At 69.0% G+C, this 25,868-nt stretch carries 21 protein-coding genes; 16 read left to right on the top strand and 5 right to left on the bottom strand.

Annotation, left to right across the window (positions count from 1 at the left end):
* Nucleotides 1-4: 4 nt before the first annotated feature.
* Entirely contained in the window at nucleotides 5-1,933 is a 1,929-nt protein-coding gene (locus CXP56_RS02140; protein WP_286899571.1) for an AMP-binding protein, read from the top strand.
* 8 nt (nucleotides 1,934-1,941) lie between these two features.
* Here CXP56_RS02140 and CXP56_RS02135 read toward each other — a convergent pair whose 3' ends face one another.
* Nucleotides 1,942-2,655, bottom strand: coding sequence for a FadR/GntR family transcriptional regulator (locus CXP56_RS02135; protein ID WP_286899474.1), 714 nt, complete (start codon nucleotides 2,653-2,655; stop codon nucleotides 1,942-1,944).
* A gap of 190 nt (nucleotides 2,656-2,845) precedes the next feature.
* On the opposite strand from CXP56_RS02135, the gene CXP56_RS02130 reads away from it, so the two are divergent.
* The 9 genes from CXP56_RS02130 to CXP56_RS02090 all read left to right on the top strand — a co-directional run bounded on the left by CXP56_RS02130 (nucleotide 2,846) and on the right by CXP56_RS02090 (nucleotide 13,814).
* Complete coding sequence (locus tag CXP56_RS02130; RefSeq protein WP_286899473.1) at nucleotides 2,846-3,919, top strand: acyl-CoA dehydrogenase family protein; 1,074 nt, start codon at nucleotides 2,846-2,848, stop codon at nucleotides 3,917-3,919.
* Nucleotides 3,920-3,995: 76 nt separating this feature from the next.
* Nucleotides 3,996-5,162 carry an acyl-CoA dehydrogenase family protein gene (locus CXP56_RS02125; protein WP_286899471.1) on the top strand — a complete coding sequence of 389 codons (1,167 nt, stop codon included), beginning with the start codon at nucleotides 3,996-3,998 and terminating at the stop codon, nucleotides 5,160-5,162.
* A gap of 1 nt (nucleotide 5,163) precedes the next feature.
* Nucleotides 5,164-5,937 (top strand): SDR family NAD(P)-dependent oxidoreductase, encoded by a 774-nt coding sequence (locus CXP56_RS02120; RefSeq protein WP_286899467.1) that lies wholly within the window; start codon nucleotides 5,164-5,166, stop codon nucleotides 5,935-5,937.
* A complete protein-coding gene (locus tag CXP56_RS02115) occupies nucleotides 5,938-7,116 on the top strand; it encodes a thiolase family protein (RefSeq protein WP_286899465.1) in 1,179 nt (392 codons plus the stop codon).
* 11 nt (nucleotides 7,117-7,127) lie between these two features.
* A complete protein-coding gene (locus tag CXP56_RS02110; protein WP_286899464.1) occupies nucleotides 7,128-8,369 on the top strand; it encodes an acetyl-CoA hydrolase/transferase family protein in 1,242 nt (413 codons plus the stop codon).
* 4 nt (nucleotides 8,370-8,373) lie between these two features.
* Complete coding sequence (locus CXP56_RS02105) at nucleotides 8,374-9,318, top strand: hydroxymethylglutaryl-CoA lyase (protein WP_286899462.1); 945 nt, start codon at nucleotides 8,374-8,376, stop codon at nucleotides 9,316-9,318.
* A 111-nt stretch (nucleotides 9,319-9,429) separates the two neighbouring features.
* On the top strand, nucleotides 9,430-10,185 hold the full coding sequence (locus CXP56_RS02100; RefSeq protein WP_286899459.1) for an SDR family NAD(P)-dependent oxidoreductase: 756 nt from the start codon (nucleotides 9,430-9,432) through the stop codon (nucleotides 10,183-10,185).
* A gap of 168 nt (nucleotides 10,186-10,353) precedes the next feature.
* Nucleotides 10,354-11,394, top strand: a complete 1,041-nt coding sequence (locus CXP56_RS02095; RefSeq protein WP_286899457.1) for a phosphotransferase family protein — start codon at nucleotides 10,354-10,356, stop codon at nucleotides 11,392-11,394.
* Between the two features lie 23 nt (nucleotides 11,395-11,417).
* Nucleotides 11,418-13,814 carry a PEP-utilizing enzyme gene (locus tag CXP56_RS02090; RefSeq protein ID WP_286899456.1) on the top strand — a complete coding sequence of 799 codons (2,397 nt, stop codon included), beginning with the start codon at nucleotides 11,418-11,420 and terminating at the stop codon, nucleotides 13,812-13,814.
* A gap of 479 nt (nucleotides 13,815-14,293) precedes the next feature.
* On the opposite strand, the gene CXP56_RS02085 is transcribed toward CXP56_RS02090, so the two are convergent.
* Genes CXP56_RS02085 through CXP56_RS02075 form a run of 3 tightly spaced genes read right to left on the bottom strand, consistent with a single transcriptional unit; the run spans nucleotide 14,294 to nucleotide 17,341 of the window.
* Nucleotides 14,294-15,526: an NAD(P)/FAD-dependent oxidoreductase gene (locus CXP56_RS02085; RefSeq protein ID WP_286899453.1), complete on the bottom strand. Its 1,233-nt coding sequence runs from the start codon at nucleotides 15,524-15,526 to the stop codon at nucleotides 14,294-14,296.
* Nucleotides 15,527-15,533: 7 nt separating this feature from the next.
* Complete coding sequence (locus CXP56_RS02080) at nucleotides 15,534-15,725, bottom strand: ferredoxin (protein WP_286899450.1); 192 nt, start codon at nucleotides 15,723-15,725, stop codon at nucleotides 15,534-15,536.
* Entirely contained in the window at nucleotides 15,722-17,341 is a 1,620-nt protein-coding gene (locus tag CXP56_RS02075) for a pyruvate, phosphate dikinase (protein WP_286899448.1), read from the bottom strand. Before CXP56_RS02075 ends, CXP56_RS02080 begins: the two co-directional genes overlap by 4 nt.
* 163 nt (nucleotides 17,342-17,504) lie before the next feature.
* Here CXP56_RS02075 and CXP56_RS02070 point away from each other — a divergent pair, with 163 nt between their 5' ends.
* From CXP56_RS02070 to CXP56_RS02050, 5 genes are read left to right on the top strand one after another with little or no spacing between them, the layout of a single operon-like run.
* On the top strand, nucleotides 17,505-18,722 hold the full coding sequence (locus tag CXP56_RS02070) for a cytochrome P450 (protein ID WP_286899445.1): 1,218 nt from the start codon (nucleotides 17,505-17,507) through the stop codon (nucleotides 18,720-18,722).
* A gap of 1 nt (nucleotide 18,723) precedes the next feature.
* Nucleotides 18,724-20,187, top strand: coding sequence for an aldehyde dehydrogenase family protein (locus CXP56_RS02065; protein WP_286899443.1), 1,464 nt, complete (start codon nucleotides 18,724-18,726; stop codon nucleotides 20,185-20,187).
* A complete protein-coding gene (locus CXP56_RS02060; RefSeq protein ID WP_286899439.1) occupies nucleotides 20,184-21,251 on the top strand; it encodes an alcohol dehydrogenase catalytic domain-containing protein in 1,068 nt (355 codons plus the stop codon). Before CXP56_RS02065 ends, CXP56_RS02060 begins: the two co-directional genes overlap by 4 nt.
* Complete coding sequence (locus CXP56_RS02055) at nucleotides 21,248-22,063, top strand: tyrosine-protein phosphatase (protein WP_286899437.1); 816 nt, start codon at nucleotides 21,248-21,250, stop codon at nucleotides 22,061-22,063. Before CXP56_RS02060 ends, CXP56_RS02055 begins: the two co-directional genes overlap by 4 nt.
* A 4-nt stretch (nucleotides 22,064-22,067) precedes the next feature.
* A complete protein-coding gene (locus CXP56_RS02050) occupies nucleotides 22,068-23,198 on the top strand; it encodes an Rv3169 family protein (protein WP_286899435.1) in 1,131 nt (376 codons plus the stop codon).
* Nucleotides 23,199-23,438: 240 nt separating this feature from the next.
* Here the strand turns inward: CXP56_RS02050 and CXP56_RS02045 are convergent, their stop codons facing one another.
* Nucleotides 23,439-25,556, bottom strand: a complete 2,118-nt coding sequence (locus CXP56_RS02045) for an acetate--CoA ligase family protein (protein ID WP_286899432.1) — start codon at nucleotides 25,554-25,556, stop codon at nucleotides 23,439-23,441.
* A gap of 121 nt (nucleotides 25,557-25,677) precedes the next feature.
* On the opposite strand from CXP56_RS02045, the gene CXP56_RS02040 reads away from it, so the two are divergent.
* A partial coding sequence (locus CXP56_RS02040; protein WP_286899430.1) for an enoyl-CoA hydratase-related protein occupies nucleotides 25,678-25,868 on the top strand: 191 nt, incomplete at its 3' end.

Below are 25,868 nucleotides of genomic sequence, written 5' to 3'. Positions count from 1 at the left end.
GTACGTGTGGCAGCCCAGTGCCGACTACCTGGACAACAGCAACGTCGCCCGGCTCATGCGGCGCATGAACGTCGCCACGATCGACGACCTGCGGGCGGCGTCCGTGGCTGACATCGGCGCGTTCTGGCAGACGGTGGTCAAGGACTTGGAGATCGACTTCCACCAGCCGTACCGGCAGATCGTCGACACCAGCAGGGGGATTGCGCACGCCGAGTGGTTCGTGGGCGGCGGACTGAACGCCGTCGACGCCTGCCTGGCGAAGTGGGTGACGCGCACCCCGAACGCGACCGCGGTGATCCACGAGGCCGAGGACGGCACCGTCCGCACGGTCAGCTACGCCGAGCTGGCCGACCAGGTGGCGCGGTTGCGCGCCGGACTGCGGGCCCGAGGCATCCGCAAAGGGGATGCGGTGGCGGTCTACCTGCCGATGTCGGTGGAAGCCGTGGTGGCTGCCTACGCGGTCGCGAGTATCGGCGCGATGCTGGTGCCGTTGTTCTCCGGTTTCGCCGCTCCGGCGATCGCCAGCCGGGTGCAGGACGCCGCGGCGAAAGCGGTGATCACCGCCGACGGGACGATCCGCCGTCGCAAGCCACTCCCGTTGCTGGACACCATGCGCGCCGCGCTGAGGTCGTGTCCCAGCGTCGACACGGTGGTCGTGGTGGACAACCTGGGACGCGGCGTTCGGCTGGGCGGCGGAGAAGTCGCGTGGGGCGAGCTGCTCGCGTCGGCACCCGATCCCCACGTGGAACGGACGTCGGCCGGTGACGTGCTGCTGTTGGCCTACACGTCCGGCACCACCGGCAAGCCGAAGGGCGCGGTGCACACACACGCCGGCTTCGTCGTCCGCACCGCCGCTGAGGTGTCCTACGGGTTCGAGATGGCGCCGGGGCGGGTGTTCTGCTGGGTCACCGACATGGGCTGGATCATGGGTCCGCTGTCGATCTTCGGCACCCACGGCACCGGTGGCACGCTGCTGCTGTACGAGGGATCCGTCGACGTACCGGACACGCATCGGTTGTGGCAGCTGGTCGAGCGCCACCGCATCTCGATGCTCGGGGTGAGCCCGACGTTGATCCGCACGCTACGAGCCGCGGGACAGAAGCCGCGCACGGACCTGTCCAGTGTGCGGATCCTCGGCTCCACCGGCGAGCCGTGGGACCCGGAGTCGTACGAGTGGCTGGCTGCCGACGTGTTCGGCGGACGTGTGCCGGTCATCAACTTCTCCGGAGGCACCGAGGTCGGTGGCTCGTTCCTGTGCCCGTACCCGGTCGAACCCATCGCGAGCTGCTCGTTGGGCGGTCCGGCGCTCGGCATGGACGTCGACGTCGTGGACGACGCCGGTCGACCGGTAAGGGGCGAGATCGGTGAGTTGGTGTGCCGTCAGCCGTGGCCGTCGATGACGCGCGGGATCTGGAACGACGACGACGGCTTGCGGTTCTTCGAGGAGTACTGGAGCACGTTCGAGGGCTTGTGGCGGCACGGCGACCACGCGCTCGTTGACGAGCGCGGGTGGTTCATCCTCGGCCGGTCGGACGACGTGATGAACGTGGCCGGCAAACGGGTGGCGCCCGCCGAGATCGAGTCGGTGGTCGCCACCGACGAGGCGATCGCCGAGTCCGCGGTCGTCGGCGTGCCCGACGTGGCCAAGGGCGAGGCCGTCTGGATCTTCTACGTCGCCAAGCAACACACCGACGGGTTCGACGAGGAGGCCGTTGCCGAGCGGGTGCGCCGGCTGGTCGCCGAAGGCGTGGGCAAGCCGTTCGCACCCAGCCGTGTGGTGCGTGTGGAGCGGCTGCCGAAGACCCGGTCGGCCAAGATCATGCGACGGGCGATCCGCGCCGCGGTGCTGGGTACGGACCCCGGCGACCTGTCCGGTGCGGAGAACCCCGAGGCGGTTGACGAGATCAGGACGCTGCTGCAGGGGCAGCGATGACCTCTCCGTCAGGACTCAGGCACCTCGATGGCGGTGCGCTGCTCCATCTTCAGCGCCGAGTCGGCGTACACGTGGACGTGCCTGCTCATGCGACGCACCGCCGCCTCGGGGTCCCGGTCCCGGATGGCATCGATGATGAGGCGATGTGCCCGAATCGTCTCCTTGCGGACTTCCGCGTCCACGAACGCGGAGTTGTCGGTGGATTCGTAAATGGCCCGGGACAACGCGCGCATGAAGCCGATGAGCAATTCGTTGTGCGAAGCCTGGGCCACCGCGACGTGCCAGTCGATGTTGGCGGTGAGGAAGTCCGCGAGCGGGGAGTCGAGCGTCATGGCGGCGTTCGCGCGCTCGAGCGCCTCGAGGTCCTCGTCGGTGCGGTACCGGGCGGCCAGGCGCGCGCACGACGGTTCGATGGCTTCGCGGGTCTCCATCAGGGCCGCCAGCCGGATACGTCGGCCGCGGATGGTCAAGCTGACCGAGTTGGCGATCGCCGCCTCGCCCGGGCGCTGCACGAACGCCCCGCCGGAACGGCCGGTGCGGATCTGCACCAGTCCCTGGACCTCGAGGATACGCAGCGCCTCGCGCACGGTGGTGCGGCTCATCTGGGTCTGCGCCACCAGATCGCGCTCCGGTGGCAGTGCGGTGCCTTCTGGGAACTCCCCGCGAAGAATGCGTTCGCGCAGGTCGTTGGCGAGAACGTCGGAGGCCTTGGGTACCTGCATCGGCGAAAGCTTGACCGGACGACGCCCGTCGGAATTCTCCGCCTTGGCCGAATTCGCCATCCCTGGGCCTTCCTGAAATCACTGTGCGAACGCAGATGAAATGGTCGTACCTAATGTAGCAGTCGTATCTCCCGCGGCGGGACAGCTGCCTGTGGTTTCGCTGTTCCCCGCCACAGCCGGAAGGATTTTCATGGAGTGGAAGCTGTCGCAGGAGCAGGAGGACTACCGCGACGCCCTGCGTGACTGGCTCGCGGACACCGCACCGGTCGCCACCGTGCGCCGGTGGCTGGACAGCGGTGACATCAGCGAGTTCGAGCGACGGTACGCCGCCGACGGCATGGCTGGCGTCGGTATCGACGAGAGGCTGGGCGGTCAGGGTGGCGGCGTCGTCGAACTGGCGCTGACTGCGGAGGAGCTGGCGCGCGCCGCGGCGCCGAGTGCCGCCTGGATGGCGACGGTGCTCGCCGTGCCCGCGCTGGCCGGACGAGCCGAGGTGGTGGCGGAGGCGATCGAGGGCTCCTCGCCGGCCGCGGTGCTGGTCCCGGCCGAGCGGGTGCCCTCCTCGGCACCGTGGCTGCGCGTGGACGATCAGGGGAGGGTCAGCGGTCGGGCGGCGCGCGTGCTCGGTGCCGACCGGGCCGGCACGTTTGTGGCGCCGGTGCGCGCCGCCGACGGTCGCGTGGCGTTACGACTGGTGACGGCCGATGGGCCCGGGGTGGAGGTGCGCCGTCGGTCGCTGCTGGACCGAACGCGGTCGGTCGCCGATGTCACACTCGACGACGCGCCCTCGGCCGCGCTGGACGTCGACGCGACGGCGGTGTTGGACGAGATGGCGAGGCTTGCCGCGGTACTCACCGCGGCGGACTCGCTCGGCGCGATGCAGCGCATGCTCGACATGGCCGTCGAGTACAGCGGGCAGCGCCGTCAGTTCGGCGTCCCGATCGGCTCGTTCCAGGCGGTGAAACACGCCGCGGTGTCCATCCTGGTCGGCGTCGAAGCCGGCCGGTCGGGTGTCTACTACGCGGCGGCGTCGCTCGACCGCGCCCACGAGGATCGGCTGCGGCACGCCGCGGCGGTGAAAGCGCAGGTCACCGCAGCCGGCTCGCGTGCGGCGGACACGGCGCTCACCATCCACGGTGCGATCGGTTACACGTGGGAGCACGATCTGCACCTGTTCTACAAGCGCGCCCGGCTCGACGAGTACCTGTTCGGATCTCCAGCGGTGTGGAACGACCTGTTGGCAGACAGCCTACGGCTTGTCTAAAGTTAGTTTGGTCTAACCATTTAATGAGTCGTCCATTGCGGCGAGGCGGCCGTAGGCGAGGAGGACGCGCACAACCATGGACTTCGAGCTCACCGAGGACCAGCAGACCATCCGGAAGGCGGTCGCCGAGCTGGCAGCCAAGTTCGACGACCAGTACTGGATGGAGACGGACACGGCACACGAGTTCCCGCACGAGTTCTACGACGCGTTCGCCAAAGCCGGCTGGCTCGGCATCACGACTCCCGAGGAGTACGGGGGGCACGGGTACGGCATCACCGAGGCGTCCCTGCTGCTGGAGGAAGTCGCCGCGTCCGGTGCCGGTATGAACGGCGCCAGCTCGCTGCACATGTCGATCTTCGGCATGCACCCGGTCGTCCTGCACGGCTCGGAGGAGATGAAGCGGGAGAATTTGCCCCGTATCGCCAGCGGCGAGCTGCACGTGTGCTTCGGAGTCACCGAACCCGGCGCCGGCTTGGACACCACCCGAATCACCACGTTCGCCCGGCGGAACGGCGACGACTACGTGATCAACGGGCGCAAAGTGTGGATCTCCAAAGCGCTCGAGTCGGAGAAGATCCTGCTGTTGACCCGCACCCAGAAGTTCGAGGACTCGCCGCGCAAGACGGACGGGCTCACGTTGTTCTTCACCGACCTCGACCGCGACCACATCGACATCCGACCGATCCGCAAGATGGGTCGCAACGCCGTCAGCTCCAACGAGCTGTTCATCGACGACCTGCGGGTGCCCGCGTCCCACCGGGTCGGCGAGGAAGGCAAGGGCTTCTACTATCTGCTCGACGGTCTCAACCCGGAACGCTGCCTGGTCGCCGCGGAAGCGCTCGGCATCGGCCGGGCAGCGCTGCGAAGGGCCGTCCGCTACGCCAACGAACGCGAGGTGTTCGGCCGTCCGATCGGGCAGAACCAGGGCATCCAGTTCCCGCTGGCCGACTCGCTCGCCAAGCTGGACGCCGCCGAGCTGATGCTGCGCAAGGCCACCTGGCTGTACGACCGCGGCCTGCCCTGCGGCCGCGAGGCGAACACCGCCAAGTACCTGTGCGCCGAAGCCGGGTTCGAGGCGGCAGACCGCGCGCTGCAGACCCACGGGGGCATGGGCTACTCGGAGGAGTACCACGTCGCCCGGTACTTCCGCGAGGCACGCCTGACCCGCATCGCCCCGCTGAGCCAGGAGATGGTGCTCAACTTCCTCGGCTCGCACGTTCTCGGACTACCCAGGAGCTACTGACATGGCTGGTGTGGTATCGCCGGATGTGTTCCGACTCGACGGCCGTTCCGCACTGATCACCGGGGCCGGAAACGGCATCGGTGCGGCGGTGGCACGAGCGTTCGCGGCTGCCGGCGCGTCCGTACTCGTCACCGACCTTGACCCAGCGGCCGCCGAGACCGTCGCCGGCGAGATCACCGCCGCCGGGGGCGCGGCCGACGCCGCCGAACTCGACGTGCGCAACGCCGACCAGGCGAGATCCGCCGCCGAGCGGGCCGCGCGACTGGCCGGTGACACCCTGCACATCCTGGTCAACAACGCTGGCGTGATCGCCCCGGCGATGTTCGCCGACATGACACCGGAGAAATTCGAACTGGTGCTCGGCGTGCACGTCGGCGGGGCGTTCACCGTCAGCCGGGCCGCATTGCCGTACTTGCCGGACGACGGTACCGGGCGGATCATCAACGTCACCTCTGCGGCGGGCTTGACCGGCACGATCGGCCAGGTCAACTACGGTGCGGCGAAAGCCGGCATCATCGGCCTGACCAAGTCGTTGGCCAAAGAACTGGCACGCCGCAACATCTGCGTCAACGCGGTCGCGCCGCTGGCCGCCACGGCGATGACGCAGAACATCCGCACCAACGACAAGCTTGCGGCCAAGACCCTGGCACGTGTGCCGATGGGGCGTTGGGCCGAGCCCGGCGAGATCGCGCCGACGTTCGTGTTCTTCGCCAGCGACGCCGCCTCCTACATCACCGGACAGGTACTGCCGGTCGACGGCGGGATGGTGATGTGAGTGGTCTTCGCCGGCACCGGACGCGACACCTGGATCGTCGAGGCCCTGCGCACGCCGATGGGGAGGGCGCACCCGGAACGGGGCTGGTTCCGCGACGTGCATCCCAACGAGATGCTGGGCGCCGTCTACCGAGCGCTGCTGGCGGCCACCGGCATCGCGCCGACCGACGTGGAGGACATCGTCATCGGCTGCACCGCGCCGTTCGGCGAACAGTCGCGCAACGTCGCACGCAACGCATGGCTGCAGGCGGGCTACCCGCACGAGATCCCGGCCACCGTGCTCGACCGCCGCTGTGGGTCGGCGCAAACCGCGGTTGAGATGGGAGCCGCCCTGGTCGCCTCCGGGACGCACGACGTCGTTTTGGCCGGCGGCGTGGAGCACATGGGCCACGTCCCGATGGACGCGGTCGGCAGGATCGAGGAACTCTACGGTCGGGCGTGGCCGGACGAACTGCTCGAACGCTACGACTTCCCGTCGATGGGCGAGGCCGCCGAGCGGATCGCCGACCGGTGGGGGATCAGCCGCCGGGAGATGGACGAGTTCGCGGTGCGATCGCACACGCTGGCCGCTCGCGCGGTCGACGCGGGACGGTTCGTCCGCGAGATGATCCCGATGGACCTCGACGGCGAGGTCCGCGCCAGTGACCAGGGCATCCGCCCGGGAACATCGCTGGAGAAACTGGCGGACCTGAAACCCGTGTTCCGCCCCGAGGGCGGCAAGGTCACTGCGGCGAGCTCGTCACCCCTGACCGACGGCGCCGCCGGCGTCCTGCTGGCCTCCGACGAAGCCGTGGCACGGCTGGGACTGACTAGACGAGCCCGGATCCTGGACCAGACGACCGTCGGAGTGGACCCGGCGATCATGCTGACCGGTCCGATTCCCGCCACGCGGAAACTGCTCGAGCGCAACCGGATGTCGATCGACGACATCGACCTGATCGAGATCAATGAGGCGTTCTCGTCGGTGGTACTGGCCTGGGAACGCGAACTCAAGCCCGACATGCAGCGCGTCAACGTCAACGGCGGCGCCATCGCGCTCGGTCACCCCGTGGGGGCGTCCGGCGCACGGCTGTTCGCGACGCTGCTGGCCGAGATGGAGCGACGTGACGTCGAGCTCGGCCTGGTGACGATGTGCTGCGGCGGCGGATTGGGCACGGCCACCCTGGTGCAACGGGTCTGAAGGCGAAAGTCATGGACGTCGCGGAGTTCGTTCACGCCGGCGACGGTGTGTGGTGGGGGCAGGGCAGCGCCGAGCCCGAGCCACTGGTCAACCAGCTGTTGGACGCCGTGGACCGCATCGGTCCCGTACGCGCGTTCTCCGGGCTGACGTGGAACGCCCGGCTCACCCACGACATCCCGGACAACCTCACCGTGCTGTCCTACGGCGGCCTGGGTGTGCTGAGGAAGCTGAGCCGCAACGGGCGGCTCGACGTCGTGCCGTGCCACTACTCGGCGCTGCCGCGCATGTTCGCGCTCGGTCAGCTCCCCAACGACGTCGGCATGATCCAGGTCTCCCCACCGGACGCTGACGGCATGGTGACGCTCGGTGTCGGGGTCGACTACGTCGCCGACGCCGTCCAGCACACCCGCGTGCTGCTGGCGGAGATCAACCATCGCATGCCCCGGACGATTGGCGGACCGCGGCTGCCGCTGTCCCGGTTCGCCGCTGTGATCGAGACCGACCGGCCGCTGCGCGCCTCGCCGAGCAGGCCCGGCGACGACGTCGACATGCGCATCGCCGAGAACGTGGCGTCGATTATCGACGACGGGGCCACGATCCAGATCGGGGTGGGAACGCTGCCGTCGGCGGTGCTCGCGGCACTAGCGGGCCATCACGACCTCGGGTTCCACAGCGGGATGATCACCGACGGCGTGCTCGACCTGATGGAGAAGGGCGCGATCACCAATGCGAAGAAGGAGATCGACCCGGGGGTCGCCGTCACGGGCGCGGCGCTGTGCTCCGGCGACGGCTACTACCGACTGCGGGAGTTCCCGATCGTGTTCCGACCCGCCAGCTACACGCACGCACCCGCGGTGCTGTCGCATCTGAAGTCACTGGTGTCGATCAACTCTGCCATCGAGGTCGACCTGCTCGGTCAGGTCGGCGCGGAGCTGGCCGGGCACGTGCACATCGGTGCGGTCGGCGGTCAGGTCGACTTCAGCCGGGCCGCTTCGCTGACCGGCGCCCGGTCGATCATCGCGCTGCGGTCGACCCGCGGGACCGGGGACACCACCGAGTCGACGATCGTTCCGAGGTTGAGCGGTGGCGTGGTCACCACGGCCCGTGTCGACGTCGACGCCGTGGTGACCGAGCACGGAGTGGCGATGCTGACCGGGTGCACCGTGGCCGAGCGCGCCGCCCGCTTGATCAAGATCGCGGCGCCCGAACACCGCGAGGCCCTCGAGAAGGCACTCGCCGAGCAGGAGGTCTGAGGCAATGCCCGTTTATCCCAATGCCACCGAGGGGGAGACCCGGCGGGTCCACATCCGGGAGGTGGGTCCGCGGGACGGTTTCCAGAACGAACCGGAAACCATCCCGACCCGGGACAAGATCCGCCTGATCAACGCGCTCGGCCGCGCCGGCCTGAAGCGCATCGAAATCGCCAGCTTCGTGCGTCCCGACGTGATCCCGCAGCTATCGGACGGTGTGGAGGTACTCCGCGGCGTCGACCTGCCCGACGACGTGCAGCGCATGGTGCTGGTCCCCAACAGCAAGGGGCTGGACAACGCGCTGCGGGTGCGTGACTGCTTCGAGCAAGTCGCCTTGTTCGTCAGCGCGAGCGAGACGCACAACAAGCGAAACATCAACCGCACCGTGGCCGAGACGATGGCCGACGTGAAGAAGATGGGCAGGCGGATCCTCGCCGAAGGGCTCGACTACTGCGCAGTCATCGCCACGTCGTTCGGCTGTCCGTTCGAAGGACCGGTGCCCATGGACCGGGTGTTGGGTCTGGCCGAGGAGTTCGCCGAATCCGGCGCCACCGAGATCGGCTTCGGCGACACCACTGGGATGTGCAACCCGGCGTACGCGTCGCGGTTCTTCGCCGCGGCGATCGAACGGCTGCCCGGGATCGAGACCACCGCGCACTTCCACAACACCCGCGGTCAGGGCCTGGCCAACGCCTACGCTGCGCTCGAGGCGGGCTGCACCAGCTTCGAGTCCAGTTTCGGCGAGCTGGGCGGCTGCCCGGTGCCCAAGGGGTCGACCGGGAACATCGCCACCGAGGACCTGGTGTCGATGTTCCACGAGATGGGCGTGGAGACCGGGGTGGACCTCGTGGCCGTCATCGCCGCCGCGCGCGAGGCGCAGGAGGTTATCGGACGCAAGCTGACCAGCCATTCCGTCGTCGCCGGGCCGATCGTGTGGTCCGGGACGCCGTGAGCCTCACCCGCGCGGACACCGTGAACCGTGGATCGGCGTGCACGAACCGGCGGCCTGCTGCACGGCCAGCCGGTCCGGCAGCGCCACCGGCACAGCGAAGGAGAAACAGCAGTGAGCAACCGCGTCGCCCTCGTCACCGGCGGGGCCCAGGGAATCGGCCGAGGAATCGCGACCGCGCTGGTCGAAGCAGGACACCGGGTCGCGATCGCCGACCTCAATCTCGCCGCCGCGCAGCAGACCGCCCAGGAGCTGTCGGCCACCGGCGAGGCCATTGCGGTGGAGATGGACGTCACTTCCACCGAGTCGGTGCGTGCCGCCGTGGCGTCCGTCGAGTCCGAGCTCGGCCCGGTCGAGATCGCGGTGAACAACGCCGGGTGGGACGACTTCATGCCGTTCGTCACGACCACTGAGGAGTTCTGGGACAAGATCCTGCAGATCAACTTCAAGGGTCCGCTGCGCGTGATGCACACCGTGCTGCCGGGCATGATCGACCGCGGCTTCGGCCGCATCGTCAACATCGGCTCGGACGCCGGCCGGGTCGGGTCGTCACTGGAGGCGGTGTACTCCGGTGCGAAGGGCGGCATCATCGCGTTCACCAAGACGCTGGCGCGCGAGGTGGCCACCAAGGGGGTCACCGCTAATACGGTCTGCCCCGGGCCGACGGACACCCCGGCACTGCGGAAGTTCGCCACCGGCCAGGGCGGCGACGCCGACAAGGTCATCGCGAGCATGGTCAAGGGGATTCCGATGAAGCGCTTGGGAACACCCGAGGACATCGGTCCCGCCGTGGTGTTCCTGGCCTCCGACGCCGCCGGGTTCATCACCGGTCAGACGCTGTCGGTCAGCGGGGGGCTGACGATGGCGTGAGCTCCTCGTGACCCTCCTCTGACCAGGGCGTTCGCGACTAGTTGCGGTGCCGCGGCGGTGGAGGTTTCTCCAGTCGAGCGCGCCTGTGTGAGTTTGAGCTCACCGGGCGCGCTCTCCTACGTTGGGCGCGTGACCGGTATCACGGGTGTTCCCGGCTACCTCGACACGGTGACGGTCGCCGCCGCGATGACCGCGTCGGGGGCGGTGAGCCCTGACGCGGAGCTAGTGGCGGCGACGGCTCAGCCGGTGGGGATCGGCGCGATGGCCGACACCTTCCGCCTGTCGCTGCGCTGGCACCGTCGCGGCTCCGGTCCGCGATCGGTGATCGCCAAGCTGCCCACGGTCGACGAGGCGGCCGCCCGCACCGCGGCCTCGCTAGGTGCCTACGAGCGTGAGGTCCGTTTCTACCGGGAGTTGGCCAAAAGAACCGATGTGAGCGTCCCGCGTTTCTACGGGACGTTCGAGCACAACGGCGCACCGGGCGCACTGCTGCTGGAGGACCTCACCCATATGGTGCCCGGTGACCAGTTCCGTGATGTGGCAACCGACACCCTGCGTCGGCTCCGTGAGCAACTGGCTCGGTTGCAGGCGCCGTTCTGGGCCGACCGGGAACTGGCCGGCGCCGACTGGTTGCACCGCCGGCAGGGAGTGCCGATCCCCGACATCGCCGAGCGGATGCGGCGCTCGTGGGTCGAGGTCGGCCGTGAACTGACGGCGGACTTTCCCACCGCGCTGCGCGAGCAGATCGAGCGCTTCACACGACACGCGGAGACCTGGGCGATGTCGTTGGGAGGCCCGTTCTCGCTGAGCCACCACGACTACCGCGTCGACAACATGCTGTTCGACCCCGCCGACCCGGCACGCGTCGTCGTCCTCGACTGGCAGACGGTCGGGTGGGGAGCCCCGATGTTCGATGTCGCCTATTTGCTGGCAACCTCGGTCGGGCCCGAGCGTCGCCGGGCCGTCGAGAGAGTCGAGATCGCCCGGCACGTCGACGATCTGGCGGCGCGCGGCGTCGCGTGGTCGTTCGAGGAGGCGTGGCAGGCCTACCGCCACGCCTCGTTCGCCACGCTTTTGATGCTGGTGCCCCCGATCTGCACCGTGAAGCGGTCCGACCGCACCGACGTGATGTACCGGCGGCTGCTTCGGCACGGCGCCCAGATGGCGCTCGACCTGCGCGCCGACGACTTCCTGGCGAACCAGCTCTGACACCTACCGCCGAAGGAGAGTGCATGTCCCAGTCTGCAGAGATCACCGACGTCGCCGTGCAGGAGGACGGTTTCAAGCACGTCGGGACCGGTCTGAACGTCTACGAGACACCCGACGTCGTGGAAGGCATCGTTCGCTGGCTCGACACACCGGAGGACGTCATCTCGTTCGTCGAGAACACCGACGACGTCAGCAACGTGGTCGTGGTCGTGCGAGGCGGTACCACGACATTCCTGACCATGGCCCTCAACGCCGGCGTGCGGGGCGTGATCACTCTTCAGGGAGCGCCGGAGAGTCACCTGGGCATCCTGTGCCGAGAGTACGGCATCCCGTGCATCATGTCGGTGCAGTTCACCGAGGGCGTGCGCAGCGGCCGAGGCGAGATCATCCCGGCCGACGGTGTGCGTGTTCGGCTGGACTGTCGCACACGCCCCGAGGGTCGGGTCAGCGTCGAGGTGGGCGCCCCGGTGGACAACTCGCCGGCGTCGGCCGACGCCAAGCCGCAGATGAGCCCGGAGGAGATGGAGCAGATCCAGCTCCTGTTGACCAAGTTCGGCGGCACGGTGCCCCGGGGCGTGGAAGGCGACAAGATCATGCGCGCCGAGATGAAGACCCGGGTGCTCTACGGCGACAAGGACTCGCTTTACCGCGACCTGACCGTGCAGGAGGTCAACGAGGCCATCCGGTACTACACGTGGAATGAGTGGAACGCGCTGGCCGCGCGTGCCACCGAGGGCGAGTCCGGGCTGATCCCGCGCCAGGAGTACGAGGCGATGGGAATCATGCACTGCTGGTTCCGCCACCCGGACTGGCTGCGCGCGATCGAGGACAAGGTCGGCATCGACGGCATGATCGAGATCGGCCGTCGCGGTCGGACGGAGATCGGCACCAAGATCAACATGCTTCACCTGTGGGCGCTTGCCACTGCACCGTCGTTCGGTCGTGGCATCGCGCTCGAGCTCAACTTGCACGATCTCGACTACAAGGCCGACCGGATCCGGGACTGCTTCGGCATCGTCCGGCGGCTGTACACCGGCCTGTGGGGCGAGGGCGAGGCGTTCCTGACGTCCATGAAGAACTTCCGTGCCGAGGTGCTCGAGCGGTCGTGGATCGACCGGTTCATGGCCGACCGCATCGACCTGGCCGACGACGAGGCGCGCTCGGCGTTCCAGCGTTTCCAGGGCGCGGCGGAGCTGATGGGCTTCCTGCTGCACTTCGACAACCGGCTCGGTGTCGGTGATCACGGCCCGTATCCGCTGCCGGACGGCGGGTTCGTACTGGTCCGCGACATCTTCCTGAACGAGCCGGCATGGCCGTGGAACAACGTCGACTCCGGCCTGCCGTGGTCGGTCACGGTTGCGATGTTCTTCGACCCCGGCACCCCGCTGGAGGTGGAGGTCGTCGACATCTCCACGGTGTTCACCAAGCCGGCCAACTACGTGCCGTTCATCAAGGGGGTGGCGATCTACCAGCGCGACGCGTGGGACGCCCCGATCGAGTCGATCCGCACGCTGACACTCGACGACCTCGAGCAGTTGCGGGTCATGTGTGAGAAGGCGTCGGCCCAGCTGTACCAGCGCATCGCCAAGATGAGCACGCGGGAAAAGATCGAGGCCGGTGCGCTGACCTACACTGCTGGGTTCGCGCTGCCGATCGCCCGGGCCGCGGGCATGGTCGAGGAGCTGGTCGCCAAGCACGAGTTCTTCGACCTCCACCCAGCGGTGGCAGCCTGCTACGACACCATCGTCAGCGGTGTGGCGACCGAGATGATCCCGCGGCTGTTCCTCACCGGCTCGTGGGGCAATCCGGTGCCGGAACAGGAGTCGTCGGAGCTGAGGGGCGACGACAACGAGTTCCAGGTGCTGCACGCGCTGCGGGTCCGCGGGTTCGCCACGCCTGCGGCGGTGGCCGAGTCGACCGGGCTGAGTACCGAGACGGTGGCGGCGGTGCTGGCCGACACCACCGAGCGTGGCCACACCAAGGAGCGCACCGGCAAGGTCGCGGGCTTCTCGCTCACCCCGGCGGGCAAGGCGCGACACGTGCTACTGCGCCGCGACACCCAGTCGCGCGAGGCCGAGGCGAAGGTGACCGAGGCCTACGAGCGCTTCTTGGTGCCGAATGCCGAGTTCAAGCAGCTCACCAGCGACTGGCAGACCGGCAAGCTCGACGCGGCCGCCGTGACCGAGCGGTTGGAGGTGCTGCACGAGCAGCTCGGTGACGTGCTCGCCACAGCAGCCGTCGGCTTCTCCCGGTTCGACCGGTACCGCTCGCGGTTCGCCGCGGCGCTAGAGAAGATCCGCGCTGGCGAAACCGACGCGCTGGCCAAGCCGATGAGCGGCAGCTACCACGACGTGTGGATGGAGTTGCACGAGGATCTGCTGGCCACGCTCGGCAAGGAGCGCACGGAAGCCGACGGCTGACCGGGCAGCCGCACCGGTGGGGGCCCCGGCCCGATGCCGGGGCCCCCCACTGGTCGAGCGGCCACGCCACCGTCCTGGGCGACTAGCCCGACCGCCCCACCTGAGCCGCTTGCTGGCGCGCCGAGGGCCGGGCGGTCTTTCCCGCGCCGTGCGACCGGCAATCGGGGCAGTGCGCGGGATTGGCAGTTCGGAGCACGGAGGTCGGGGCGAGAGATTGTCCGAGCGGCTGCCCCGTGGTCGCGGCGAATCCGCGGAAGGGTACTGGACCGTTTCGTATGCGCATTCCACAGGCGTGACGGCGTACGATTGCAGCGCCGCAATTGCGCAATCGATGTCCGTACAAAAAGGCTTGCCGCCTGTCACGCCAGGTCGCTTTGCGGCACCGTCCTGACGGTCTCGGTGAGCGCGGAACCGCCGCGAATGGAGACGGCGAAGGGCGCCAACTCATGTCGGGGCCCTTCGCCGTCCGGCGAGCGAGGTCAGCAGGCCGCGCCGAGGGCGGCCTGGCGCTTCGCGGCGAACTCGAGCGCTTCGTCCCACGACGCACGCTGCGCGATCAGCCGACGGTACTTCATGATGTCGCCCTGCCGGTTGAGCGTCAGCGTTCCGACGAGCCGGTCGTCGTCCCTGTACAGTGCGACGAAGGCGTTGGCGTCCCACGCGCCGGACACGACCTCTGGATCCCCGACCGGCAGGCCCGCGAACTGGATGCGCTGGCCGTACCAGTCGGACCAGAAGTAGGGGATGTGCCGGTAGGGGGTCGCGGCATCCGGGCGAAGCAGGTTGCGCATGGCGTGGGCAGCCTGCTCGGCGGCGTTGGTCCAGTGCTCGACTCGAATGTGACGCTCGAAGTCCGGGCTGTACCAGCGAGCGACGTCCCCGGCGGCCCACACCCCGTCGGCGGCCCGGAGCGTCGGGTCGCAGACGACTCCGTCGTCCACGGGCACACCGGAGCCATCCAACCATTCGGTAGCCGGGTCGGCGCCGATGCCGACCACGACTAGGTCGGCGGAGATGCGGCTGCCGTCGGACAACACGACCGCCTCGACTCGTCCGCCTCCTTCGAAGCGCTCGACCGTCACCCCGCAGCGCAGGTCGGTGTCGTGCCGGGCATGCAGCGCGGCCAATGCCCGACCGGCGGATTGCCCGACCGAACGGGTCAGCAGTGTCGCCTGGGCTTCGACGATCGTCACGTCCAACCCGCGCTGCCGGGCCGCCGAGGCGACCTCGGAACCGACGAATCCGGCTCCGACAACCACGATTGAACGCGCTCCGTCGTCGAGCGCGGCGCGGATCGCCCGGGCGTCCGACAGGGTGCGGAGCACGTGGACTCCGGCGAGCTGATCGGTGCCGGGAATGCGACGCGCGGTGACACCGGTGGCCACGAGCAACGAGTCGTAGGGCACGACACGGTCTCCGCACATGATCACCTTCTCGGCGACGTCCAGGCCCGTGGCGGGGTCGCCGAGAAGCATGTCGACGTCGAGCTCGGTGGTCAGGGCGGCGGCGCCGTCGTAGTACGGCACCGCCGCGGCGGGGTCGGTGAGGAACTCCTTCGACAGCGGCGGCCGGTCGTAGGGCGGCTCGGTCTCCTCGCCGATCAGGGTGAGCTTGCCGGCGAAGCCTGCTCTGCGCGCGGCCTCCACGGCCCGCAGGCCAGCCAGTCCGCCACCGACCACCACCACGTGGTGCGGGGATACGCTGGTCGTCATCGCTCAGTCATTCCTGCAGCGACAGCGCACCCGTCGGACAGGCGGCAATGGCCTCCTCCACGGCGGCGCGCTCCGCTTCGGGCACGTCCTCCCGCAGGAGCACGAGTTCGCCGTCGTCGTTGACCTCGAAGTAGTCGGGTTTGACCGTTTCGCAGTTGCCGAGCGCGGTGCACTTGCTCCTGTCCACGACGACCTTCATCCGACTAGCTCCCTTCCCTGTTGCGTCGACTCCGCCTGCCGGGCCCATTCCTCGAGCTGGGCCAGTTGTGGCAGTTCCTCGGCGTCGTTGGTGCCTGCTGCTGAAGACTCGGGGCGTCCGCGCCACACCTGGCCGGTGCCGCCGTCGATCGTGATGACGTCGCCGGCGCGGACGACCTCGCCTGCGCCGGTTCGGAACTCGTCGTGGCCGAGCTCGAGGTCGGCCGCACCGACGACGGCGGGAATGCCCCAACCGCGCGCAACGACGGCGGCGTGGCTGACCAGCCCGCCGCGAGTGGTGAGGATGCCGACGGAGGCAGCCATCCCGGCGACATCCTCGGGCGAGGTCTCGCGGCGCACGAGAATGACGTCGTCGTCGGTGTCTGCGGCAGCCTCGGCGCTGAACACGACGCGCCCGGTGGCCCGTCCAGGCGACGCGCCCAGGCCGGTGGCCAGCGGCATCGCGTCGTCGGCGGTGCGCACTCTGTTGGTGATCTCGGTCCTGGCTGCCTCGCGCTGCTCGCGGCTGACGCGCTGGAGAGCCTCGGCCTTGCTCAGGGCGATGTCCGGGTCGGACACCATGTCCACGGCGATCCGTACCGCGGCCACTGCGCTGCGCTTGCCGACCCGGGTCTGCAGCAAGTAGAGGCGACCCTCCTCGACGGTGAACTCGACGTCGCACATGTCCCGGTAGTGGATCTCCAGCCGTCGCAGCGCGTCGACTAGTTCCTCGTAGACCTGCGGCTGGTGGTTACGCAGCTCCGCCACGGGCATCGTGTTGGCCGAGCCGGACACCACGTCCTCGCCCTGCGCACACACCAGGTAGTCGCCGTACGGCTCGGGTTCACCGGTCGACGGGTTCCGAGTGAACACCACCCCGGTTCCCGACCTCGGGCCGCGGTTGCCGAAGACCATGGACTGCACGTTGACGGCGGTGCCCAGGTCGTCGGCGATGCCCTCCTTGGCGCGGTAGGCCCGGGCCCGATCGGAGTTCCACGAGGAAAACACCGCCTCCACTGCCTCGCGCAGCTGTTGCCAGGGGTCTTGCGGCAGGTCCCGCCCCGCGGCCCGCACGATCCGCTCCCGCAGCGTGCGTACCTGCTGGCGGAGACCTTCCTCGTCCCGTGCCGCGGGGCCGACGTCCAGCAGCGAGCGGCCGACCCCCATGACCGTGGCGGCGAACATGGTCACGAACCGCCGGTAGCTGTCCCAGGCAAACACCGGGTCCGACGACGCCCGCGCGAGACCTTCCACGGTCTTGTCGGTCAGGCCCAGATTGAGCACGGTGTCGAGCATCCCGGGCATCGACACGGGAGCACCGCTGCGGACGGCCAGCAGCAGCGGATCCTCCGGGTCGCCGAACGTGCGCCCCATCTGTTCGCCGAGCAGCCGGACGTGCTTGTCGATCTCGTCGTCCAGGCCGTTCGGCCAGCCGGACTGTTGCCATGCCCGACAAACCGGAACTGAGATCGTGAAGCCGGGGGGAACGTTCATCCCCAGCGCGGCGGTCATCTCCGCCAGGCCGGCTCCTTTCCCGCCGAGCAGGGACACGAGTTCTCGCGCTGGGACTCCGTGGTCGTGGGCGAACTGAAACACGCCGAGGGGCGTCGTTGCCACCGCAGTCACCTCACGTCATTTAGGACTGACCATTCAAATGGTTGACTCAACGTATCATCCCGCTTAGTCTCGAAGAAAGACCCGGTCGTGAGGTACGCCACGGTCTGTCGTCTGGCTGCAATCCGCGTTGGTCGGAAGGTCCCCTTCGTCGGAAGGTTTCCCCATGACGGTTTCCACCGCCCCCGAGATCGACTTGATGGATCTGTCGATCTTCGAACAGAGCCGTGAGGACGAGGTCTACGACATCCTGCGCAAACACGATCCGGTGCACTGGAACGCGCCGTCGGACCGCGGGCCAGGTTTCTGGGCCCTGACGCGCTACGACGACGTTCGTGACGCAGCGAGCGACCATGAACGGCTCTCCTCGGCGCACGGCACGCAGATCGTGGACCGCAGGGTCGAGGGCTACGGGGCGCCGAGCATTCACAACATGGACGAGCCGGAGCACGGCAAGTACCGCAGAATCGCCACTCCGCTGCTGCGGCAGAAGAAGGTCCAGGAGTGGCAGCACGTAATTGACACGACCGTGCAGCAGTTGCTCGACGACGCCGAGCGGCTCGGCGAGTTCGACCTGGTGCCGACGGTGTCGGCGCGACTGCCGATGCTGGTGCTGGCCCAGGTGCTGGGTGTGCCGGAGGCGGACGCGCCGAAGATGGTCGACTGGACCAACCGGCTCACCTCGTCCGACCCGGACCACAAGGTCGACGCCGCGGCTCTCGCGGCGGCGCGCGAGGAGGTGCTCGACTACTTCTCGTACCTCACCGAGGCGCGCCGCAAGGAACCGCAGAACGACATGGTCAGCGTGCTCGCCCACGGCAAGAAGGACGACAGACCACTGACGTGGGACGAGCTGTCAGCCTATTACATCGTGCTGGTCGCCGCGGGGAACGAGACCACCCGCCAGGCGATCAGCGGTGGGACCCTGGTGCTGCACGAGCATCCGGATGCGTGGCAGCGGGTGCTCGCCGACGAGTCGCTGGTGCCACCGATGGTCGAGGAGATCCTCCGCTACGTGTCGCCCATCCAGGCCATGCGCCGCACCGCGGTGGTCGATCTGGAGATCCGCAATCGGCAGATCAAAGCGGGGGACAAGGTAGTGCTGTTCTTCGGCGCCGCAAACCGCGACCCGGAAGTCTTCGACGATCCGCATGCGTTCCGGATCGACCGAACGCCCAACGACCACATCACGTTCGGCTGGGGCGTGCACTTCTGTCTGGGCGCCCACCTGGCTCGAGCGGAGATCCGCACCTACTTCGCCGAAGCCCGTCGGCGCGGTCTGACGTTCGATGTCACCGGGGAACCCAAGCGCGTGCGCCACAACATCTTCCGCGGCTGGACGTCGCTGCCGGTCCGGGTCGGTCGCGTCGGCGGAGGACGATGACATGACGTCGGCTCCGGCGACGACCGGACCGGTGACGTTTCCCGAGCAAGCGGCCTACGTCGGCGGGACGTGGCTGCGGACGGACGGGGACCTGATCGACGTCATCAACCCGGCGACCGAGAAACTCATCGCCCGCGTACCCGAAGCGTCCGAGCACATGCGCCGCCGGGCGTGGCGGGCCGCGAACGAGGCGTTGGTGGATTGGTCGGCCCGATCCCCACGGGACCGGGCCGATTACCTCCGCGCGCTCGCCGACGAGCTGGACGCGCACGCGGAACAACTGGCCCGCTTGGCGACGACCGAGATCGGCATGCCGATCGCCGAGTCCCGCGCGGTGCAGGCCGCCCTCCCGGCGGCAGTGTTGCGTTCCACGGCTGACATCGCCGAAGAATTCGCCTGGGATTTCCGGGACGCCTCGGGCAGCTCGATCGTGCGGGAGCCGGTCGGCGTGGTGCTCGGCATCACGCCGTGGAACTTCCCGGTGCACCAGATCGTGGCGAAATTGGCGCCCGCTTTGGCAGCCGGCTGCACGATCGTGCTCAAACCGGCCGAGCTGACACCTCTCAACGCGTTGTTCCTGGCAGCGCTGTGCGATCGGATCGGTTTGCCGCCCGGCGTGGTCAACGTCCTCCCGGGCACGGGTGCGGTCACCGGGGAGGCCCTGGTGCAGAGCCGGGCTTACGACCTGGTGTCCTTCACCGGCTCGCTCACCGTGGGCCGCCGAATCGGCGCGATCGCCGGGGAGCGGATCGTGCGCGCCACGCTCGAGCTCGGCGGCAAGTCCCCCGCAGTGGTGCTCGACGACGCGGACCTGGAGACCGCCGTGCGCACCACGGTGACCAACTGCTTCACCAACGCCGGCCAGAAGTGCAACGCCCCCACCCGGCTGCTGGTGCCGGAGCGGCGGCGGGACGAAGCCGTCGAGATCGCAGTGGCCGCTGCCGAGTCCTACGTACTGGGCGATCCGCTCGACGAGTCGACCACCATGGGGCCGTTGGTGTCTCAGGCCCAGCGACACAAGGTCCTCGGCTATCTGGAGCGGACGGCCGGCCGTGTGGTTACCGGCGGCGCCGCCGACGGGTTCGACCGCGGGTTCTTCATCCGTCCGGCCGTCATCACCGACGTGCCCGAGGACGACCCCGCGGTGCGGGAGGAGATCTTCGGACCGGTGCTGGTCGTGCTGGGACACCATGGGGAGGACGACGCAGTGCGCATGGCCAACGACACCGAGTACGGGCTGTCTGCCGAGGTGTGGTCGGCCGACCCGCAGCGGGCGCGACGAGTGGCCCGTCGCATCAAGGCTGGCCAGGTGCGCGTCAACGGGGTGCGGACCCCGCGGCCGCCGGTGTCGCCGTTCGGCGGCTACAAGTGCTCCGGCCTGGGGCGGGAGATGGGGCCGTTCGCGCTCGAGGAGTTCCTGGAGATCAAGGCGATCCTGGGGGACCCGGAAGCAGGTGAGTGGTGAGAGCGGCGGTCGTATGGGAAGCGGGTGGCCGCTTCGACGTGCGGGACGACGTGCAACGCCGAGCTCCAGGCCCCGGCGAGGTCGTGGTGCGCATCCGCGCCGCCGGGGTGTGCCAGACCGACGTCTCACTGGCGCAGGGCAAGTTCGGTCAGCGAACTCCCGTCGTGCTCGGCCACGAGGGCGCTGGCGAGGTCACTGAGGTCGGTTCGGGCGTGACGACCTGGTCCGTCGGCGACCGGGTCCTGGTGACCTGGGTGCCCGCATGCGGGCGGTGCTACCACTGTGTGCGGGGCGAGACCTACATCTGCGCAGCCCGCAAGAGGTCGGGCGAGCGGGATGCCCGTTCCGGCGATCTCACCGTGGACGGCCAACACGTGCTCGCCGGCATGGGTACCGCTACGTTCGCCGAGGAGACCGTGGTCCCCGCCAACGGCGTGCTCCCGCTGCCGGAGGACGTGCCGTTCGAGACGGCCGCGCTGCTGGGCTGCGCGGTGCCGACGGGCCTGGGGGCTGTGCTCAACTCGGCGTCCGTCCGCCCCGGGGAAACCGTGGCGGTCATCGGCTGCGGTGCCGTGGGACTCAGCGCGGTGCAGGGCGCCCGGATCGCCGGGGCCGCCCGCGTCGTCGCGGTCGACCCGCAGGGAAACCGCCGGAAGGCCGCGCTCGCGCTGGGAGCGGACGACGCCGTGACGCCGGACGAGCTGCAAGCTTCCGGTCCGGGCTTCGACGTCGTGATCGATGCCGTCGGCCGGTCGGGCACCATCCGGGCCGCATGGGACACGGCACGCCGCGGCGGTCGCGTCGTCGTGGTCGGCGCAGGTGCGGCCGACGACTTGGTGACCTTCAGTGCACAGGAGTTGTTCCATGCCGAGAAGACACTGCGGGGATCGTTCTTCGGATCGTCACGGATGGAGGGGGAATTGCCCCGTATGGCGGAACTGTGGCGCAGTCGGCGTCTGCAGGTCGAGCGGATGATCGACGACGTCGTGCCGTTGACGCGTATCAACGACGTGGTCGAGCGGCAGACGTCGGGCGAAGTGGTGAGGATCGTGGTGACGCCGTGAACCTCGACGACTTGCGCTGGACGAGAGTGGACATCCCGGGTGTTCGCAACCTCCGGGATCTCGGCGGTTACCCCACCCACGACGGCAGGACGATCCGGCGGGGCGTGTTCTACCGTTCGGAAGTCCTAACCATGCCCGGGACCGGCGACGCCTACGCACGCTACGACGCCGGCCAGCAGGGCCGCTACCGGGCGCTCGGCGTGCGCACCGTCGTCGACCTGCGCACCAGCGCGGAGCGCGGCAAGTACCCGTCGGTGTGGCGACAGGCCACCGGTGCGGACGTCGTGGAGCTGCCGGTGTTGGAGTGCGACGCGGGCTACGACTCGCACCTGCTGCATGTGCTGTTCACCGGCAAATTGCCGAAACTGGGGCTCGAGGAGACCATCCAGTTCTACTGGGAGACGATCGAGACGCATGCCGAGGTGTTCGGCGAGGTGATCCGACTGCTCGGCCGGGCGAACCGTTCCGCGGTGCTGGTGCACTGCACCGGGGGGAAGGACCGCACCGGGATCGCGACGGCGTTCGTGCTGGACGTGCTGGGCGTGCCCCGCGATGTGGTGATCCGCGACTACCACCTCACCGAGACGTTGCTGCCCGACGAACGGAAGCGCTACGAGCCCGTGCTGCGGGCTGCCGGTCTCGATCCGGACGAGATGCTGGGGATGTTCGAGGCGCCGAAAGCAGTCATGAGAGCCACTCTGCAGCGGATGGACGACACCTACGGGGGAGTGGCTGCCTTCCTGCGGGAGCGTGGCGGGCTGGCGGAGACCGACTTGAAGGCGCTGCGGGAGAACCTGCTGGAAGGACCGTGAGGACGTGAGCCTGTCCTTGAGTCCGTGGGACGACTACCCGATTCACCAGACGTCCTACCCGATCGCTCACCCGGTCGCGCCGGACGTGGGCCGGTACGACCGGGACTGGATGACGATGCACGACCGCGAGCTCACTACCCAGGTTGGCTTCGGTATGAGCGTCCACCCGAACCGGGGCATTGTCGACGGCGCGTTCAGTGTGGTGCGAGGCGATCGGCAACGATCAGTGTACGTGTCTGGGCCGCTGCGCCCGGATCGGTCGAGGGAGTGCGGTCCGCTGCGCCTGGAGGTGCTGGAACCGATGAGGTCGCACCGGCTGGTCCTCGACTCGTACCAGGGGATGGCCGCGGAACTGACGTGGACCGGTGTCACCCGCACTATCGTGGACAACCGCATGGAGCGGTGGGCCGGGTCGGTGCTGGTCGCCGAACGGACGCGCACCGTCCAGTTCGGCGAGTGGTCCGGCGAGGTCGAGATCGACGGGGAGCGGATCACCGTCACGTCGGACGCCTGGTGGGGGATGCGGGACCGCTCGTGGGGCAGCCGCACGACCGGCACGGTCGCCGAAGGAGAGTTGGCGGCCGAACTGAGCTCGATCTACTTCGCCTGGACGCTGCTGCGGTTCCCTGACGAATGCCTGCTGGTCGCGGTCAACGAAACCCCCGACGGACGCGGTGAGTCCCGGACGGCCGCGGTGCTGCCGTTCCTCACAGCCGGGGAGCCTGCGTACGGGGACGACGAGAAGATAGCGCGCAGCGACGCGGCGTCGTTCGCCATCGACTACATTCCCGGGACGCGACGCGCTGCGGCCGTCGGCGTCACGGTCGGTCCGCGCGGTGCCGTCCAGCGCGAGATCCGCCTCGAGCCGAAACTGACCTTCGTCATGAAGGGCCTCGGCTACTCGCATCCCACCTGGCGTCACGGCACCGATCACGGCGGGCCAGCCGTCGGCTTCGAGAGCTGGTGTGTGTCCGATTGCGACCCGACACGCAGGGAGAACGCTCACGTCCAGCAGTTGGTGCGAGCGACTCGCTCCGACGGCGTCACGGGCGTGGGGTTGTTCGAGCACGTCGCGATCGGCCCGCACGCCCCGAGCGGCCTCGGCGACGGACTCGCGCCGCGCGGGGACGGCTGACACAACCGCACGCTGGCCGGGGACGTGCATGTCCCCCGGGCCGCTCGATGCCCGGAACCAGGTGCGCGCGTCGAGGCCGTTCGTCGCCACGGCCTCCTGCCGCTGGGGCACCCGGGAACGTCCGGGATCGCCTCGCTCGTGTCCCGCCGGGAGACGGTCGCGGCGAGAGCGGGACTCGACCCCTGTCCGAGCCGAGGCGACACCGACGGCGTTGCGGAGACCGGTCGCAGCCGTGCGGGGTCAGCGGGACCGAGTGACGAGTACGTCAAGGGCCTCGACGGTGTCGCCGTGCACACGCAGTGGGTTGACCTCCAGCGTCTCCACGTCGTCCGGCAGCCGTGCGGCCAGCTCGGTGATCCGCACGATCATGGTCGCCAGCACGTCGAGGTTCGCTTTCGGGCGGCCGCGGAACCCGTCGAGAAGGGCGAAACCCTTCAGTTCGGTCAGCATCCGGCGGACCTCGTGCGTACTCACCGGGAGCACTCGGAGCGCGACGTCCCCGAGCAGTTCGACGAGCTCGCCGCCGAGACCGACGGCGAGCACCTGCCCCCAGTCGCGGTCACGCGTGACACCCACGATGAGCTCCTCGCCCCCGCGCCGCATCGGGCTGACCAGCACCCCGTCGATAGGGATGTTCCGTTCCCGCGCAGCACGGGTGACGTCGTCGAAGGCCTGCCGTACAGCATCGGCGCCGCTGACGTCGAGGCACACGCCGCCGAGCTCGGTCTTGTGCGCGATCGCCGCCGAGCACACCTTGAGAACCACGGGGCTGTCGAACGACGCCGCCATCTCGACAGCTTCATTGGCGGTTGCCGCAAGCTTTGCGGGCACCACGGGAATCCCCGCTGTCGCGAGGAGCTCGCGGGCGTCGTGCTCGCTGAGCGGACCGTCGGGCACCTGCAGCGGTCGGCCGCCACCGGGCTGCTGATCGCGGGGCGCATACCGGGTGCTTTCCCGCCACCACCGCGACCACCGACCCAGGTGGGCGGCACTGGACACGAACCGTTCCAGGCCCGACAGCACCAGCGGCACGCCGGCCTCCTGCTTCGCTCGGCGCACGGTGTCGGTCGGTTCCTGCTCGAGCTGCGGGAAGATCACACCGGGCATCCCGGTACGGGCGAGTGCCTCGCCTACGGCGCGGAACGTGTCGGCCCGCTGCGGCTCGCCCTCCTTCGGCAGCGACGTCACCACACCGAACAGGCCGATCTCGGGTTCCTCGGCCATCGCGGTGATGCCGTTGCGCCACACGTCGGGGTCGGCGAGTGCGCCGCCGGTGACGTCGAGAGGGTTCTGCGGATGCGCGTACGACGGCAGGAGCTCTTCCAACCGTCGCGTCGTGCTTTCGCTCAGTTGCGGGATTTGCAGGCCGATGTCCTCGCCCAGGTCGGCGATGACGTCGCAGGCGCCCCCGGAGACCGACAGGATGCCCACGCCCGCGGCGCGCAGAGGCCCGAATGCGGCCGCCATGGCGCCGGTGGTGATCAGGTCCTCGAGGGACTTCACGCGGATGACGCCGTACTGCCTGAGCACTGCGTCGATCACCCGGTCGTCGCCCACTAGGGCGCCGGTATGGGCCTGTGCGGTGCGCGCGGCCAGCTCGCTCGAACCGACCTTGAGCATGATGATCGGTTTACCGGCTTCTGCAGCACGGGCCGCGGCGGACAGGAACAGGCCGGGCTTGCGGATCGTCTCGGCAAACACGCCGATGGCTTTGGTGCGGGGGTCGTCGACGAGGAAGTGCAGGACGTCGGCGATAGCGACCATCGCCTCGTTGCCGGTGGTGACGACGAAGCTGAACCGCACGTCGTGACGCGCCGCGTAGCCGACCATCGACGACCCGACCGCGCCGCTTTGCGACACCAGGGCGAACGAGCCGGGCTCGATCGGCAGGTCGAGGCCGAGACCGCAAGGGGCGACCCCGTCGTGCAGGTTCGCGAATCCGAGGTGGTTGGGGCCGAGCAAGGTGACTCCGAGCCGCTCGGCGACGGCGACGAGCTCCTCCTGCCGCCGGCGTCCCTCCGGGCCTTCCTCGGCCCAGCCCTGGCTGAGCACGACGGCCGCGCGGGCACCCGCTTCGGCCGCGTCCTCCAGCGCCGCGATGGTGGTCTCCTGCCGAGTTAGCAGGTACGCGCAGTCGATACCGCCGTCGATGTCGCGGCACGACTTCACGGTGGGCTGGCCGTGCACCACCGGGCTGTTGGGGTTGACCAATGTCACCCGGTCGGCCGTGGGGAATCGCTGCTGCTGCGCCCACGCCCGCCGGGAGAACAGGTTCTTGTCGCTGGCACCCACGTAGGCCAGCTTCCGAGGTCGGAGCAAGGCATCCAGATCGATCGGAGCGGGGGATGGGGATCGCACGTGCACATCCTTCCGAACACAGCTCGTCCTGCCGACAGCTCACCCGACAAGGTCAGTCGCCAGCAAGTCGGGCCGGGGGTAGCTACTGGAGCGGAACACAGTGGGGGCGATGATCGATGGCATGACTGAGCAGACCCAGTGGCGGCCGTTCGGCGAGTGGGAAGACATTCGGTACGAGACCACCGAGGACGGGATCGCCAAGATCACCATTGACCGGCCGGAGGTGCACAATGCGTTCCGGCCGCAGACGCTGATCGAGATCGACCGGGCATTGACCCTGGCTCGGGAGGACGAGTCGATCGGAGTCATCAT

The sequence above is a fragment of the Thermocrispum sp. genome (assembly GCF_002919275.1).
GTDB classification, from domain to species: domain Bacteria; phylum Actinomycetota; class Actinomycetes; order Mycobacteriales; family Pseudonocardiaceae; genus Thermocrispum; species Thermocrispum agreste.
The sequence above is the reverse complement of the archived record's forward strand: the minus strand, read 5'-3'. Positions and strand labels throughout refer to the sequence as shown.